The organism is Acidovorax sp. CF316 (genome assembly GCF_000276605.1).
GTDB lineage: Bacteria > Pseudomonadota > Gammaproteobacteria > Burkholderiales > Burkholderiaceae_C > Acidovorax.
The window spans coordinates 1-12,679 of the sequence record NZ_AKJX01000098.1 but is presented as its reverse complement, the minus strand read 5'-3'; the positions used below and the strand labels follow the sequence as shown (position 1 = coordinate 12,679).

Here is a 12,679-nt window from a genome sequence, read left to right as displayed (position 1 = left end):
AGGCACGCTCTCAGCCCAGCCGCACCTCGAAGCGGCTGCCGTCGCGCGGCGCCAGCCCCCGGTAGCCCGCCAGGCGCGCAATGCCCAGGGCGCGCACCCAGTGCTGCAAGGCCACCAGGTCGTGCGCCGAGACGTCCTCGGGCTCGACGCGCTCCAGTGAGTCGATGGTGTGCAGCGTGGCCGCGATGTCGTCGGGGCTGCCGAACTGGTGCTCCAGGGCGACGGCAAAGCGCACTTCTGCGGCGGTGCGTTCGGCCTGCGTGAGGCCGGGATAGTCGCACAGGGCGACGGTGTAGGTGGTGTCCAGAACATCCATGCTCATCTCCAAAAGACTGTATGAATTTACAGTATTTTGGGGCGGGATGGTGGGATATTTATGCGCAGTGGTGCGGGCGCCGGCCCTGGCTCGTGGCGCCGCTACAGATGTGGGAGTGGCGCGCCGGCAAGGGCCCTAGCTTGCTGCGCGGGCGCCTGGCATCGAGCCCCCGGGCCGGGCAACGCAATCCCCTAAAAAAGTGTGAACAGGCCCTATGCCCTGGGCAGCCCGTGCTGCGCGGCACGTTCTTGCAGGCGCTGCTGTTCGCGCAGGAGCACCTTGCTCACCTTGCGCAGGTTCGCGATCTGGGCCTCGATCGCGGTGCGCTTGTCGGCCATCAGGCGGGCGCCTTTGGCGCAGTCGATGCTTTTGGCGCGCATGGCATCGAGCACCTGGCGAATCTCCTGCAGCGAGAAGCCCAGCGACTGCAGTTGCTGCAGCAGGGCCGCGTCCCTGGCGGCCGACTCGGGGTAGTCGCGGTAGTTGTTCTCGCCGCGTTGCACGCCGACGAGCAGTCCCTCGCGTTCGTAAAAGCGCAGCGCGTGGCGACCCAGGCCGGTGCGGCTTTCCAGCTCGGAGATGCGCATGAATTTCCCTTGACTGTAGACCTCACTCTACAGATTAGCATGGCTTTTTGAAAAGGACACCCCATGCATTTGCTGGTCGAAAAGACGGTTTCCATCCACCGGCCTGTGCAGGCGGTGTTCGGCTATGTATCGAACATGGAGCAGTTTGGCGAATGGTTTCCGGGCGTGCTCTCCATCGAATCGCTCGGCGCGCTCGCCCATGGGCAGCCGGGCAAGGAGTACCTTGAAACCGTGGCTGTGCCGTTCAGGGGCCGCCGGCAGGTCACCCTGCAGGTGCGCGAAGCCAGGGCCCCCGGGTTCTTCGCGACCGAGGGGCGGTTTCTGCCACTGCTGCCGCGCATGGAGATCTCGCTGCACGCCACGGCGCCGCAGTCGTGCGAACTGACCTGGCGCATGTACAGCCGAAGCCAGAGCCTTGCCGTCCGCTGCCTGGTGCTCCCGCTGGCCAGGCGGGTCATGCAGCGGCGGGCAGGCCGGGGCCTGGCTGCGCTGAAGGCGCGCATGGAGGGGGCTGCCGGTACCTGACGCCAGGTGGGCTCAGTGCGCTCTCTGCGCGATGCGAAACAGGCGCGGGCGCAACTGGTGGGTGTCGGCCGCAAACTCTGCGCCAAAGGGCGACTGTGCCAGCTGCAGCAGGGCCGCCAGCGCATGCTGCTCCAGGCTGACGACCCAGCGCTCCTGCGGCCATTGCATCCAGTCGATGGCGATGCCCTCCAGGCAGGGGTGGGGCTCGCCCAGGATGGCCGCCAACCGCTCCAGCGCGAAGAGGAGCCGCAGCACCCGCTCGCGGTCGCCCACCAGGACCCTGGCCGGCTCCGTGGCGGCGCGCAGGATCAGCAGGTCGTCGGGCACCAGCCCGCCCTCGGTGTAGGCCTGCCGCAGGCGCTGCTGGAAATCGGGCGTGTCGGTCAGGCACAAGGGCGTCACGGTGCGGTTCTCGCCAGGGCGTTTTCGCAGGCTATGCCGGCAGGCCATGGTGCGCGAGGCGGCCGCCGGTGAAGCGCGGGTCGTCGGTCACCTCGCGCACCGCAAAGTCCGGCCCCGGAAACGCCGCCAGCAGCTCGGGGCTTGCGAACTCCGCCTCGGCCAGCAGCAGGCCCGCGAGCTCGCCCTGGAACTCGTCCACGACCATGGCCACCCCGTCCACCGGGTGCAGCCGGTGCCGCAGCTTGTGGACGCGCCGCCCGGGCAAGGTAGCGGCGAGCAGGGCGAATTCATCCTCGGGCAGGTAGATGGACGTGATCAGCCGGGTGTGCACGTCCACGTCCCCCTTGCGGGTGAGCCGCAGCATGGGCGCGCCGCCATCGAGCGGGCGCGCCTCCCGCAGGCGCAGCCGCGCGCCGGTCACGTAGAGGTCGGTGATCGCCTCGGTGCGGCGAATGCGTTCGCGCGGCGGCAGCTCGCGGCACAGCCAGCGCCGTTCGCGCTCGATGGCAACGTAGTGGGGCTTGGGGAAGCCCAGGCGTTCTGCGGTCTCCTGGTCGATGCTGCTCACCGGCGCTCCTGTGTTCGTGGCGTCCCTGCGGGGTGGGCATGATGCCATGGGCAGGAGGCCCTGCAGGGGGCGGGCGTTCAGGCCTCGTCCTCGGGCAGGGGCGTGTACTCCTCGGGTGAGGCGATGTGGCCGGCTTCGAGCTGTGCGTGCATGTCCTGCTCCAGCGCGATGTCCCTCAGGACCTGCAGGCGCTGGCGCGCCTGCGCCACGGTCAGCGGCTGCTCGGGCGACGAATCCTGCGCAGGGGCGCCGGCCGAGATGGCCGCATCAAAGACCGCCAGCGGCAGGGTCCCCGCCTCGATGCCGTGCAGCAGCGCCATGACCTGGGCTTTGCTGGCGGGCCACTCGCCCGAGAACACCGGGATGTCGAGCACGGACTCGTTTGCCACCGCCCGGCGCCGGATCTCGGCGATGGAGTGCGGGCTGATGCGCCGGATGGCCGCAATCTGCGGGGCGCTGAGGTCCTGATGCGAGGGCTTGAAGCGAAAGCAGCGGTGGCTCATGGTGGCAACGGGGGGCTCAGTTGGGGGCGCGACCTTCCTTGAGTGCAAGCTTCTTCAAGGATTGGATGCAGCCGTGGTGGCCTGGGTCATGACCGTGGCCCAGGCACCGTCCACGCGCTTCCATACCTCCACCACCCACAGCCCGCCGCTGAAAAAGCGCGTGACGACCAGCTCGCCTTGCTGCTCATGCTGCTCGCGTTCGCGTGCGACATAGGGCCGCGGCTTCTGCGCCTGGAGGTTGCCGATCCTTTGCGCCCGGGACATGAACTGCCCGTTCTGCTGGACCGTCGTGAAACGGCCCGCGGTGTACTGGCCCCACTGCACGGCATCGGCCGCGTAGAAGGCCTCGTCGCGTGCGCGCATCGCGGCCTGAAGGTCGGGGGGAAGCACGCTCGTGTCAGTCATTGCACGACTTTAGCAAACGGGGCCGGCGCAGGTCTGGCTTGCGGCCCAAGGCCAAGCCACTGCGCAGCCGGTGCATGGTGAGCAGCGGGCGGGGGGCCGCGCGCGCCGGGAATAGCTTCGCTCCTACACGTCGCCGCATGGGCATGGCATATGGTGGGTTCGCCGCACGCCACTGCCTTGCCCACGGACGACCTCACCATGATCCAACGCCTCACCGCCGCCCTTGCCACCCTGCTTGCTGCCCTCGCACTCTTGGGCTGCGGCTACAACGACTTCCAGCGCCTGGACGAGCAATCCAAGGCCGCATGGAGCGAGGTGCTCAACCAGTACCAGCGCCGCGCAGAGCTGGTGCCCAACATCGTGGCCAGCGTGAAGGGCGAGGCCAATTTCGAGCAGGAAACGCTCACCCGCGTGGTGCAGGCGCGGGCCCAGGCCACTGCCATCCAGGTGACGCCCGAGACCCTCAACGACCCTGAGGCCATGCGCAAGTTCCAGGCGGCGCAGGGCGAGCTGTCGAGTGCGCTGTCGCGGTTGATCGCGGTGTCCGAGCGCTACCCCACGCTGCAGGCGAACCAGGGCTTTCGCGACCTGCGCGTGACGCTGGAGGGCACCGAGAACCGCATCGCCGTGGCGCGCAACCGCTACATCGATACGGTGCAGCAGTACAACACCCTGGCGCGCAGCTTTCCCACCAACCTCACGGCCAAGGTGTTCAGCTACGCCCCCAAGCCGCCGATGGCCGTGCCCAATGAGGCGCAGATCTCCGCCCCGCCCACGGTGGACTTCTCAACCACTCCCAAGAAGCCGTGAGCTACGGGCTCATGCCGCACGCCAAGCCCTTCTGGCGCTACCTTGCCACTGCCGCGCTCCTGCTGGGGGCGGTTTGTGCCTGGGCCCAGGCGCCCGTGCAGCCGGTACCAGCGCTCACAGGCCATGTGGTGGATGGCACTGGCACGCTCAGCGCCGAGCAGCGCACGGCGCTCGAAGCGCAACTGACCGCTCTGGAATCGAGCCAGGGCAGCCAGGTGGTCGTGCTGATGGTGCCCACTACAGCCCCTGAAGACATTGCCGCCTATGCCAACCGCGTGGCCAACCAATGGAAGATCGGGCGCCGCGACGTGGGGGACGGGGTGTTGGTGCTCGTCGCCAAGGACGACCGCAAGATGCGCATCGAGGTGGCCAAGGCGCTCGAGGGCGCCATCCCCGACATCGCGGCTGCGCGCATCATCGACGGCACCCTGCAGCCGCGTTTTCGCGCTGGCGACTTTGCCGGCGGACTGCAGGCTGCCGCCACGCAGCTGGGTGCGCTGATTGCGCGCGAACCGCTTCCCGAACCCTCTGCGCCACAGCCATCGCAAACGCGTGGCCAAGGCATGGTTTCGGGGTTTGGCTGGGGTGAGGCCGCCATCGTCCTGGTGATGGGCGTGCTGATCGGCGGGCCGATTGCGCGCTCGATGTTCGGCAACGCGTTCGGCTCGCTCGCCACCGGCGGCGCGGCGGGGCTGGGGGCCTTCGTGCTCACATCCAGCGTTCTCCTGGCCGGCCTGGCAGCCATTGCAGGCCTGCTGTTCACGCTGATGGCCGGCGCAGGCCGGCGCACGACGCTGCGCCAAGGGGGCTCCGGCATCCCATGGGGCGGGGGGCTCGGGGGCCTTGGCGGCCTGGGCGGCGGAGGCTTCGGCGGGGGGGGGCTCGCGCGGAGGTTCGGGCGGCGGCTTCAGCTCGGGCGGAGGCGGCAACTTTGGCGGGGGCGGTGCCTCCGGAGGGTGGTAGCCATGGTGCTGTCCCGATCTCTGCGCGCGCTGCGGCGCCTGGCCGTACACCGCTGGCAAGAGGGCGATGTGCGCAAGGCCCTGCCCGATGAGGCCTTGGCGCGGCTGTCGGCGCGCGTGGCGGCCAGCGAGCAGTTGCACACCGGGCAGATCCGCATCTGCGCCGAAGGCGCGCTGCCCTGGAGCTACCTGCAGCGCGACGCCACGGCCCGCGAACGCGCGCTCATGCTGTTCAGCAAGCTGCGCGTGTGGGACACCGAGCACAACAACGGCGTGCTGATCTACCTGCTGGTGCCCGAGCACGCCATCGAGATCGTGGCCGATCGTGGCCTGGCCCGCAGCGTGCCGCCGGGCGAATGGGAGGCGGTAGTGTCGCAACTGGCTGTGCACCTGCGCGAAGGCCGCTACGAAGAGGGCCTGGCGCAGGCGGTGGATGCAGTGTCGGCCAGGCAGGCGGCGCACTTTCCCAGGCTGGGCGCCGGCATCGCTTACGCCAACGAGTTGCCTGACGCGCCGGTTGTTCGGTGAGTGGCCGCCGCCGCCTGCCGCAGCTCGCAGTTGTGGGGTGACGGCAAAGCGCAGCTCTGCAGCGGTGCGTTCGGCCTGCGCAAGGCCAGGGCGATGCTGCCGGGGGCCTCTTGACCTCTCAGGCCTCCAGCAGCGCCCCGTCCTCGCGCAGGCACGACTGCAGGCGGTGGACATCGGTGTCCTGGAGCCTTTGGGCGCCCGCCAGGGCGGCGGCCGTGCCCGCAGCCTGCCCCATCACGAAGCACCCACCGCTGGCGCGCGCCGCGGACTGGCCTTCGTGGGTCATGGACGCGCAGCGGCCCGCCACGAGCAGATTCTCCAACACCTTGGGCACGAGCATCCTCCAGGGCAGGTCGTTGTAGGCCCTGCGCGGGTCCGATGGGAAGCCCCAGGAGATGCCGCCCGCACGGTGCAGCTCCATGGGCCAGGCGTTGAAGCCGATCCGGTCGTCGAAGCGGGCCGATTGGAGAATGTCTTCGCCCGTCAGCGCGTACAGGCCCTCGATGCGGCGGGTTTCGCGGATGCCGATCTGCGGCGCGATCTCCACGATGCGCGAGCCTTCGAAGCCTGGAACCTGTTCGCGCAGGAAGCGGAAGTACTCGGCGATCTGCCGGCGCCCCTCCACCTCGCCGTCGCTCAGCTCGATGGCGTTCACGGCGTTCATGGCCTGCCCCCGGGCATTGGCGATGGAGGTGACGTTGGCGCGCCACTCCGCCGGATGGATCTGGGGCCGCAGGATCGCTCCTTCGCGGGGAAACCGGTACCTGCCCGGAAATTGCTCCTGCGCCCGTTCCATGAAGTCGTTGATCGCCTTGAACTCGCCCACGGCCGGCAGCGCCCGGTCGGCATCGACATGCCCGACCCGGAACATCGTCGAGGGGAACAGGCCGCTGCCGTGCCCATCGCCGACCTCGTGCGCAACGCCGGCGAAGGCCGCCACATCCGCGTCGCCGGAACAGTCGATGAACACGTTGCCGCGAATCGCCTGCCGGCCCGATTTCGTCTCGACGACCAGCGCCTGGATGCGGTTGCCATCGCGCAGCACGCCTGCGGCCCGCGCATGGAACAGCAACTGCACGCCCGCACCGAGCAGCCATTGGTCGGCCGCGCACTTGTAGATGGAGGTGTCGTAGGAGCGCACGCGGATGCGCCCCTGCATGCCGTCCTGCGGCTGGTTCAGCCCTCCCTGCGCCTGCAGGCGGTCCAGCAGCTCGTCAACGACACCCCGCACCAGGAGCTTCATCTCCCCTTCATGCCGGCCGTACAGGCCGGCAAAGTTGGTGACGCCGCCCGCCGTGCCCATGCCGCCCAGAAAGCCGTAGGACTCCACGAGCAGGGTCCGCGCCCCCCTGCGCGCGGCGCTCACCGCAGCCGCCAGGCCGGCCGGCCCGCCGCCCACCACCACCACGTCGTATTCACCAAAGACCGGCAGGTGGCGCGCGGGCTCCAGCAGTGTTTCAACAGCCATCTCGTTCTCTTCTTTCATTGCATCAATCCAGGGCGATGCGGTTGGCTTCGATCACCGGCTTCCAGCGTGCGATGTCGGCGCCGAGCTGTTTGCGCATGTCTTCGGGCGAGCCGCCTGCGGGGTCCATGTACTGCGCGCGCAATCGCTCCACCATGGCCGGCTCGGCGAGGATCTGCGCGATCTGGCTATGCAGCGTCTTCAGGACGGCGTCCGGCGTGCGAGCCGGCGCGACAAAGGCAATCCAGGCGTCCGCCTTGATGGCGGGCAGGCCGCTTTCCGCAAGGGTGGGAACATGGGGGAGCGAGGGTGACCGCGTCGGCGAAGCCACGGCCAGGGCCCACAGCTTGCCTGCCTTGACGTGGGGCATGACCGCCGCCGCCGGCAGCAGTGCCATGTCGACCTCACCGGACAGCAGGGCGGTGACGGCCGCCCCCGACCCGCGGTAGGGAATGTGCACCGCATCGGCACCGCCCTGGGCGGCCAGCGCAGCCATGCCCAGGTGCGAGATCGAACCGGCGCCGATGGACGCAAACGTCAGCTTCGCGCCTTTCATGGTGGAGGCGAGCGCCTTGGCGTCGGCGCTCTCCAGCTTCTTGCCAACCACCAGCACGGAGGGCTGGGAGACGGCGATGGTGATGGGCGCAAGGTCCCTGGCGGGGTCGTAGGGCAGCTTCTTGAACAGCAGCGCATTCACCCCGAGCGGGCCGGCGATGCTCACGCCGATGGTGCGGCCATCGGGGCTCGCCTTGGCAATCGCGTCGGTGCCGATGTTGCCCGCCGCGCCGCTCTTGTTCTCGACCACGAAGGGTTGGTGCAGCCGGGCCGCAAGCCGCTCGCCAATGGCCCGCGCGGCCAGGTCCGGGGTGGAGCCTGCGTCGAAGGGCACCACGAGCCGGACGGGGCCTTGCGGCCAATCCTGGCTCCAGGCCGGCAGGCCGGCCAGGCACAGGCATGCCAGTGCGGCGGCGGCGCGGATGGAGGGGAATGCGGTGAAAAAAATGGACCGTGTGTCGGATGCCATGGGTGTTGTCTCCTTGTGTGTCCCCCGCATGCGGTACAGGGATTGCGCAAACTTTAGGGGGAGAGCAACATTGCGTCTATTTAATGCGCGGCATAACTCTCAGCAGGATTTGAAATAATGGACATGCGGCTGCTCTCCGTGTTCGATGAGGTCTACAAGACGCGCAGCGTGTCGCGCGCGGCTGAGAATCTGGACATTCCGCAGACCTCGGTGAGCCTGGCCCTGGCACGCCTGCGGCGGCAGTTCAACGACCAGCTGTTCGTGCGAACCGCGCAGGGCATGGTGCCCACGCCGCATGCCGCCGACCTGCTTGGCCCTTTGCGGCAAGCGCTGGAGCTGCTGCGCACCGCCACGAAACAGCAGGTGGTGTTTGACCCGCTGACCTCGAAGCGGCACTTTCGCATCAGCATGACCGACGTCAGCCATCTGGAGTTTCTGCCGCGGCTGGTCAAGAAGGTCGAGTCCGTGGCCCCGGGCATCCAGATCGAGGTGCTGCGGATCGCCCCCGAGACGGCGGCCCGCCTGGAGGCCGGCGATGCCGATCTGGCCGTGGGCTACATGCCCGAGCTCGATGCGGGCTTCTACCAGCAAAAGCTCTTCGATGAGGGGTTTGCCTGCGTGGTGAGAAAGGCGCACCCGCGCCTTGCGTCGCGTGTCACCCGGCCGCTTTACCGGCGGGAGCGGCACGTGGCCATCATCGCGCCGGGCACCGGGCATGGCTTGCTGGAGCAGGAGCTCAAGCGCCTGAAGATGCAGCGCGATGTGGTGCTGACCCTGCACACGCTGCCGGGCCTGGGCAACCTGCTGGCGCAGACCGACCTGATCGCCACGGTGCCCGCACGCGTCGCCCAGACCCTGGCAAGGATTGCGGCGGTGCGCCTGGTGCAGACCTCATTCCCGCTGCCGACCTTTGCCATCAAGCAGCACTGGCACGAGCGCTTTCACCACGATCCCGGCAACAGATGGCTGCGTGCGATGGTGGCGGAGCTGTTTCTGGAGTGAGGGCGCTTGCGCCTGCCGTCCGCAGCCGTGCCGGCGGTCGCTAGACTCCGATGGACGCATCGTTTTTCGCACAACAAGACATGGCCACTGGCAAGCAATCCCCCATCCCCTTGAACGAGCCTTATCGGCTGGACCAGTCGCTGGGCTACCTCCTCAACCGGTCGGCGGACATCGTGTCCGCCACGTTTGCCGACATCCTGAAGAAGCACCATCTGAGCCTTCCCGAATGGCGCGTGCTGACCGCGCTGACGGACGGCAACGACCAGACCCTCAGCGAACTCGCGGCGCACGCGGGAACCGAGCTGTCCTACCTCTCGCGGGTCGTGCTGCAGGCGCAGGATCGCGGGCTGGTGCTGCGCTTCACCTCGGCTGCCGACAAGCGCGCCACGCGTGTCTCCATCACTGCCGATGGCCGCGCCCTGGTGCGCGAAGTCATGCCCCAGGCCAGGGCGCTGGAGGCGAGCTGGCTGCACGGCATTCCAACGGCGGACGTGGACACCATGCGCAGGACCTTGCGCGCCCTGTACCACAACGTGCTCAACAGCCACCCGGACCTGGCATCCAGCGGTCGCAAGCTGACGGTGGCGCGCCGGATGCGCAAGCGCAGCGATGCCTCTGGCGAAGACGGTCCGGCATCCGGCTAGGCTTCCAACGCTCCATATACGGCCCCACGAGGGATTTGCCGAGTCCCGGGTTTACACCAGCATGGCCTGATAAAAGGTAGCTTAAGCTACTAATTATCAGGTGGTCATGGTGGCTGCCGTGTACCGCCGCAGCGGCGAGGAGCTTCGATGACAAACCACGACGGCCACCCCGACCCGTTGCCCAGCGCGGGGGGCAGGGCAACGGCAACCTCCATCGCCAGGGCGCGCAGGCCTGCACTGCCTGGCCTGCTGCGCAGGCCCTTCCTGGCGGCCCTGGGCGCTGTCCTTGCCGTGGCTGCGGGCGCTGCGCATGCGCAGGTGGCGCCGTTTGCGATGCAGCCCATCACCATCGTCGTGCCCTACACGCCGGGCAGCGGCGCCGACATCATTGCGCGCTCCGTGGCGCCCTTCATGTCCCGCAGGTTGGGGCAGCCGGTGGTCGTGGAGAACAAGCCCGGTGCCAGCGGAACCATTGCCATGGCCAGCGTTGCCAAGTCTGCCGCCGACGGGCATACGCTGCTCATGGCCGCGGACTCCCTGGCCATGACCCCCAGCCTCTACCGCAAGCTGGCGGCTCTGCCCCACAGGGACCTCGCGGCGATCGGCCGGGCGGCTGTCGGCTCCATGGCGCTGGTGGTGCACCCCTCGGTGCCGGTGTCGTCGGTGGCCGAGCTGGTGGCGTTGGCCCGCAGCGAGCCGGGCCGGCTGACCTATGCGACGCCCGGCGCCGCATCGCCGCACCATGTGCTGATGGAGCTGTTCAAGCAATCCACCGCCACCGACCTGCTGCACGTGCCCTACAAGGGCATGGCCGGCGCGGTGACCGATCTGGTGGGCGGGCACGTGCAGGTGGGCGTGATGTCGCTGCAGGTGGCGATGCCGCATGTCAACGCCGGCAAGCTGCGGCTGCTCGCCGTGGCGGACGGTACCAGGGTGGCCGCAGCCCCGCTGGTGCCGACATTTCGGGAGGCGGGGTACTCCGAGCTGTCGCACGCGAACTGGTTCGGGCTGTTTGCTCCCGCGGCAACGCCGGCCAGCGCCATCGGCAGGCTCAACGCGGCGCTGCTGGAGGCCCTGTCGCAAAAGTCCACGCTGGACACCTTGCAGGCCCAGGGCCTGGCCGTGTCCACCAGTTCTCCCGCCGATTTCGCACAGCAGGTGCAGCAGGATGTCGAACGCTGGAGCCAGGTGGTGTCCAAGGCCGGCATCAAGGCGGACTGAAGCGCCACGACCCCCCAGGCCCGGCCTCGCGCACCCGCGGGCGCGCGCCGGGTGCAACACCTCCCCACAAGCAACCAGACCCCATGAACTCCGACCTCGAAACCCTTGTCACGAACGCCCGCGCCCAGCTGTCGGCCCGCTCCGAACCGATTGGATCCTCCCCGGGCGGGAGGGCGCGCTTTGAACTGTTCCACGCGCCCAATTCGATCTGCTCGCAGAAGGTCCGCGCAGTGCTGGCCCACCACGGCATGGCGTACCTGTCCAGCTCCATGAGCATTGTTGCCGGAGAGACCTATCTGCCGCAGTACGTGCGCCTGCGCATGCTGGCGTGCGACAGCGAGGGTCTGCCCCTGGTGTCCTTGCACTCCGGCAGTACCGCGGTGGCGACGGGGGGTTGCGATCCCGCTGTGGTTCCCACGCTGGTGGACTGGACGGCGGGCAAGGTCGTCATCGACTCCAGGCGGATATGCAGCTACCTGGACGGTCTGGCGGACCCTGCCGCGACGCTTCGCCCGGGCCACCTGGCCGATGGAATCGACCAAGAGCTGGGGCTGGTCGACGAACTGCCCAACTACCAGATGCTGGTCGGGCGCACGCCGGATGCACACCGCTACGGCGCGTCGCCGCGGGCGGGCACCGGCGTGGATTTCGCCATGAAAAAGGTGGCGCGGTGCGACCGGTACCTGGCTGATTTCCCGCAGGACGAGCTACTGCAACGCGGTTACCGGGCCAAGCGGGCCAAGGAGCTGTGTGCCGCCGAGCAACTGTTCTCGCAAGAGGCCATGCTCCGTGCCTACGAGAAGGCGGAGGCCGCCTGCAGCCAGCTGGAGCAGACTCTGGCCCAGCGCGCATCGCCTTGGCTTTTTGGCGAGGCGCTGACCATGGCCGACCTCTTCTGGGCGATTGAGCTGTTGCGCATGAAGAACCTGGGTGCCGACCGGTTCTGGAGCGGCGGCCTTCGGCCCCACGTCGCCGCGTACGTTGGGCGGTGCGAACTTGCGCCGGCGGTTCGTGAGGCCGTGCTGGACTGGCCGGGCGCCATTCACTGAGGCAGCGCTCGGGCCCGGCCTCTACCGGCTCGCGATTGGCGGGCCCCGCAGGCGTGCGCGCCTGGCCGAATGGGGGGGTCCTTGCGGCCAGGTACCCTGCCATGCCTCTGCGGGGCCCATGGGTGCCCGCCAACCGGCATCAGCGCACCCAAGCCGGTGGCTCGGCACCTCGTGGACGACGCACTACCCGCCTGGGGTAGGGACAAGCCGCGCTGCCCTGCGCATACTGCGCAGCGCGCAGGGGAGGGGGACGGATCCGGGCTGCCCCGCGGTTGCCGGTTGCATTGCGTGCCGTGTTGCGGCGGGTTGCCAGGCCAGCGCTTTTTTTGCCGCGCGTACTTGTGGAGGGGTCCGCCCGGATCGTTCTCGTTGTCTGTTTGTTTCCTTCTTTTTCCTTCTTTTATGTTTTGTTGAAAGGCGGATCCCCATGAATTTCCTGGACGTGTTGACCCACCCCGCGCAGGCGCTGCCGATCGCTTCGCCCCGCCAACTGGCAGCGAAATGGGCAATTGCGTGCACCTTGCTCGCCGCCGCGGTCGGCGCCCACGCCGCCACCGTGGTGAAGTTCGCCACGGGTGCCACGAACTCGGCCGCCATCCTGAGCGATGGCACGCTGTGGACCTGGGGTAACAACATGAACGGGCAACTGGGCAACGGCACCTCCGTCA

General features: G+C 68.6%; 15 protein-coding genes and 1 pseudogene. 8 read left to right on the top strand and 8 right to left on the bottom strand.

The window, feature by feature from the left end; genetic code table 11:
* Positions 1–10: 10 nt before the first annotated feature.
* Together PMI14_RS09525 and PMI14_RS09520 are read right to left on the bottom strand one after the other, a co-directional pair.
* Positions 11–316 (bottom strand): hypothetical protein, encoded by a 306-nt coding sequence (locus PMI14_RS09525; RefSeq protein ID WP_007853277.1) that lies wholly within the window; start codon positions 314–316, stop codon positions 11–13.
* 212 nt (positions 317–528) lie between these two features.
* The gene (locus PMI14_RS09520; RefSeq protein WP_007853265.1) at positions 529–903 is read right to left on the bottom strand and encodes a MerR family transcriptional regulator; all 375 of its coding nucleotides are present in this window, start codon (positions 901–903) and stop codon (positions 529–531) included.
* A 63-nt stretch (positions 904–966) separates the two neighbouring features.
* On the opposite strand from PMI14_RS09520, the gene PMI14_RS09515 reads away from it, so the two are divergent.
* Positions 967–1,428 (top strand): SRPBCC family protein, encoded by a 462-nt coding sequence (locus PMI14_RS09515; RefSeq protein ID WP_007853264.1) that lies wholly within the window; start codon positions 967–969, stop codon positions 1,426–1,428.
* Positions 1,429–1,440: 12 nt separating this feature from the next.
* On the opposite strand, the gene PMI14_RS09510 is transcribed toward PMI14_RS09515, so the two are convergent.
* From PMI14_RS09510 to PMI14_RS09495, 4 genes are all read right to left on the bottom strand, one after another.
* Positions 1,441–1,830: a hypothetical protein gene (locus PMI14_RS09510; protein ID WP_007853262.1), complete on the bottom strand. Its 390-nt coding sequence runs from the start codon at positions 1,828–1,830 to the stop codon at positions 1,441–1,443.
* Positions 1,831–1,861: 31 nt separating this feature from the next.
* Positions 1,862–2,398, bottom strand: coding sequence for a hypothetical protein (locus tag PMI14_RS09505; protein ID WP_007853260.1), 537 nt, complete (start codon positions 2,396–2,398; stop codon positions 1,862–1,864).
* 77 nt (positions 2,399–2,475) lie between these two features.
* Entirely contained in the window at positions 2,476–2,901 is a 426-nt protein-coding gene (locus PMI14_RS09500; protein ID WP_007853258.1) for a hypothetical protein, read from the bottom strand.
* Positions 2,902–2,955: 54 nt separating this feature from the next.
* Positions 2,956–3,306, bottom strand: coding sequence for a hypothetical protein (locus PMI14_RS09495; protein WP_035203049.1), 351 nt, complete (start codon positions 3,304–3,306; stop codon positions 2,956–2,958).
* A gap of 198 nt (positions 3,307–3,504) precedes the next feature.
* Between PMI14_RS09495 and PMI14_RS09490 the strand changes: the two genes are divergently transcribed.
* Together PMI14_RS09490 and PMI14_RS35920 are read left to right on the top strand one after the other, a co-directional pair.
* Positions 3,505–4,116: a LemA family protein gene (locus PMI14_RS09490; RefSeq protein WP_035203093.1), complete on the top strand. Its 612-nt coding sequence runs from the start codon at positions 3,505–3,507 to the stop codon at positions 4,114–4,116.
* Positions 4,113–5,606, top strand: coding sequence for a TPM domain-containing protein (locus PMI14_RS35920; RefSeq protein WP_369751443.1), 1,494 nt, complete (start codon positions 4,113–4,115; stop codon positions 5,604–5,606). Before PMI14_RS09490 ends, PMI14_RS35920 begins: the two co-directional genes overlap by 4 nt.
* A 118-nt stretch (positions 5,607–5,724) precedes the next feature.
* On the opposite strand, the gene PMI14_RS09475 is transcribed toward PMI14_RS35920, so the two are convergent.
* Both PMI14_RS09475 and PMI14_RS09470 read right to left on the bottom strand, forming a co-directional pair.
* Positions 5,725–7,092, bottom strand: a complete 1,368-nt coding sequence (locus tag PMI14_RS09475; protein WP_007853250.1) for an FAD-dependent oxidoreductase — start codon at positions 7,090–7,092, stop codon at positions 5,725–5,727.
* 4 nt (positions 7,093–7,096) lie between these two features.
* The gene (locus tag PMI14_RS09470; RefSeq protein ID WP_007853240.1) at positions 7,097–8,095 is read right to left on the bottom strand and encodes a tripartite tricarboxylate transporter substrate binding protein; all 999 of its coding nucleotides are present in this window, start codon (positions 8,093–8,095) and stop codon (positions 7,097–7,099) included.
* A gap of 123 nt (positions 8,096–8,218) precedes the next feature.
* Here PMI14_RS09470 and PMI14_RS09465 point away from each other — a divergent pair, with 123 nt between their 5' ends.
* The 5 genes and pseudogenes from PMI14_RS09465 to PMI14_RS35405 form a co-directional block, all read left to right on the top strand.
* On the top strand, positions 8,219–9,097 hold the full coding sequence (locus PMI14_RS09465; protein WP_238541823.1) for a LysR family transcriptional regulator: 879 nt from the start codon (positions 8,219–8,221) through the stop codon (positions 9,095–9,097).
* Between the two features lie 80 nt (positions 9,098–9,177).
* Positions 9,178–9,741 (top strand): MarR family winged helix-turn-helix transcriptional regulator, encoded by a 564-nt coding sequence (locus PMI14_RS09460; protein ID WP_007853238.1) that lies wholly within the window; start codon positions 9,178–9,180, stop codon positions 9,739–9,741.
* Between the two features lie 147 nt (positions 9,742–9,888).
* Positions 9,889–10,962 (top strand): tripartite tricarboxylate transporter substrate binding protein, encoded by a 1,074-nt coding sequence (locus tag PMI14_RS09455; protein WP_007853237.1) that lies wholly within the window; start codon positions 9,889–9,891, stop codon positions 10,960–10,962.
* Between the two features lie 83 nt (positions 10,963–11,045).
* Complete coding sequence (locus PMI14_RS09450) at positions 11,046–12,011, top strand: glutathione S-transferase family protein (protein WP_007853236.1); 966 nt, start codon at positions 11,046–11,048, stop codon at positions 12,009–12,011.
* Positions 12,012–12,438: 427 nt separating this feature from the next.
* A pseudogene (locus PMI14_RS35405) lies at positions 12,439–12,679 on the top strand (RCC1 domain-containing protein); the annotation flags it as partial.

Excerpts from the sequence above, each read along its gene's own strand:
- PMI14_RS09525 (WP_007853277.1), bottom strand. The coding sequence starts at position 316 with ATGGATGTTCTGGACACCACCTACACCGTCGCCCTGTGCGACTATCCC.
- PMI14_RS09520 (WP_007853265.1), bottom strand. The coding sequence starts at position 903 with ATGCGCATCTCCGAGCTGGAAAGCCGCACCGGCCTGGGTCGCCACGCG.
- PMI14_RS09515 (WP_007853264.1), top strand. The coding sequence starts at position 967 with ATGCATTTGCTGGTCGAAAAGACGGTTTCCATCCACCGGCCTGTGCAG.
- PMI14_RS09500 (WP_007853258.1), bottom strand. The coding sequence starts at position 2,901 with ATGAGCCACCGCTGCTTTCGCTTCAAGCCCTCGCATCAGGACCTCAGC.
- PMI14_RS09495 (WP_035203049.1), bottom strand. The coding sequence starts at position 3,306 with ATGACTGACACGAGCGTGCTTCCCCCCGACCTTCAGGCCGCGATGCGC.
- PMI14_RS09490 (WP_035203093.1), top strand. The coding sequence starts at position 3,505 with ATGATCCAACGCCTCACCGCCGCCCTTGCCACCCTGCTTGCTGCCCTC.
- PMI14_RS09475 (WP_007853250.1), bottom strand. The coding sequence starts at position 7,092 with ATGAAAGAAGAGAACGAGATGGCTGTTGAAACACTGCTGGAGCCCGCG.
- PMI14_RS09470 (WP_007853240.1), bottom strand. The coding sequence starts at position 8,095 with ATGGCATCCGACACACGGTCCATTTTTTTCACCGCATTCCCCTCCATC.
- PMI14_RS09465 (WP_238541823.1), top strand. The coding sequence starts at position 8,219 with ATGCGGCTGCTCTCCGTGTTCGATGAGGTCTACAAGACGCGCAGCGTG.
- PMI14_RS09460 (WP_007853238.1), top strand. The coding sequence starts at position 9,178 with ATGGCCACTGGCAAGCAATCCCCCATCCCCTTGAACGAGCCTTATCGG.
- PMI14_RS09455 (WP_007853237.1), top strand. The coding sequence starts at position 9,889 with ATGACAAACCACGACGGCCACCCCGACCCGTTGCCCAGCGCGGGGGGC.
- PMI14_RS09450 (WP_007853236.1), top strand. The coding sequence starts at position 11,046 with ATGAACTCCGACCTCGAAACCCTTGTCACGAACGCCCGCGCCCAGCTG.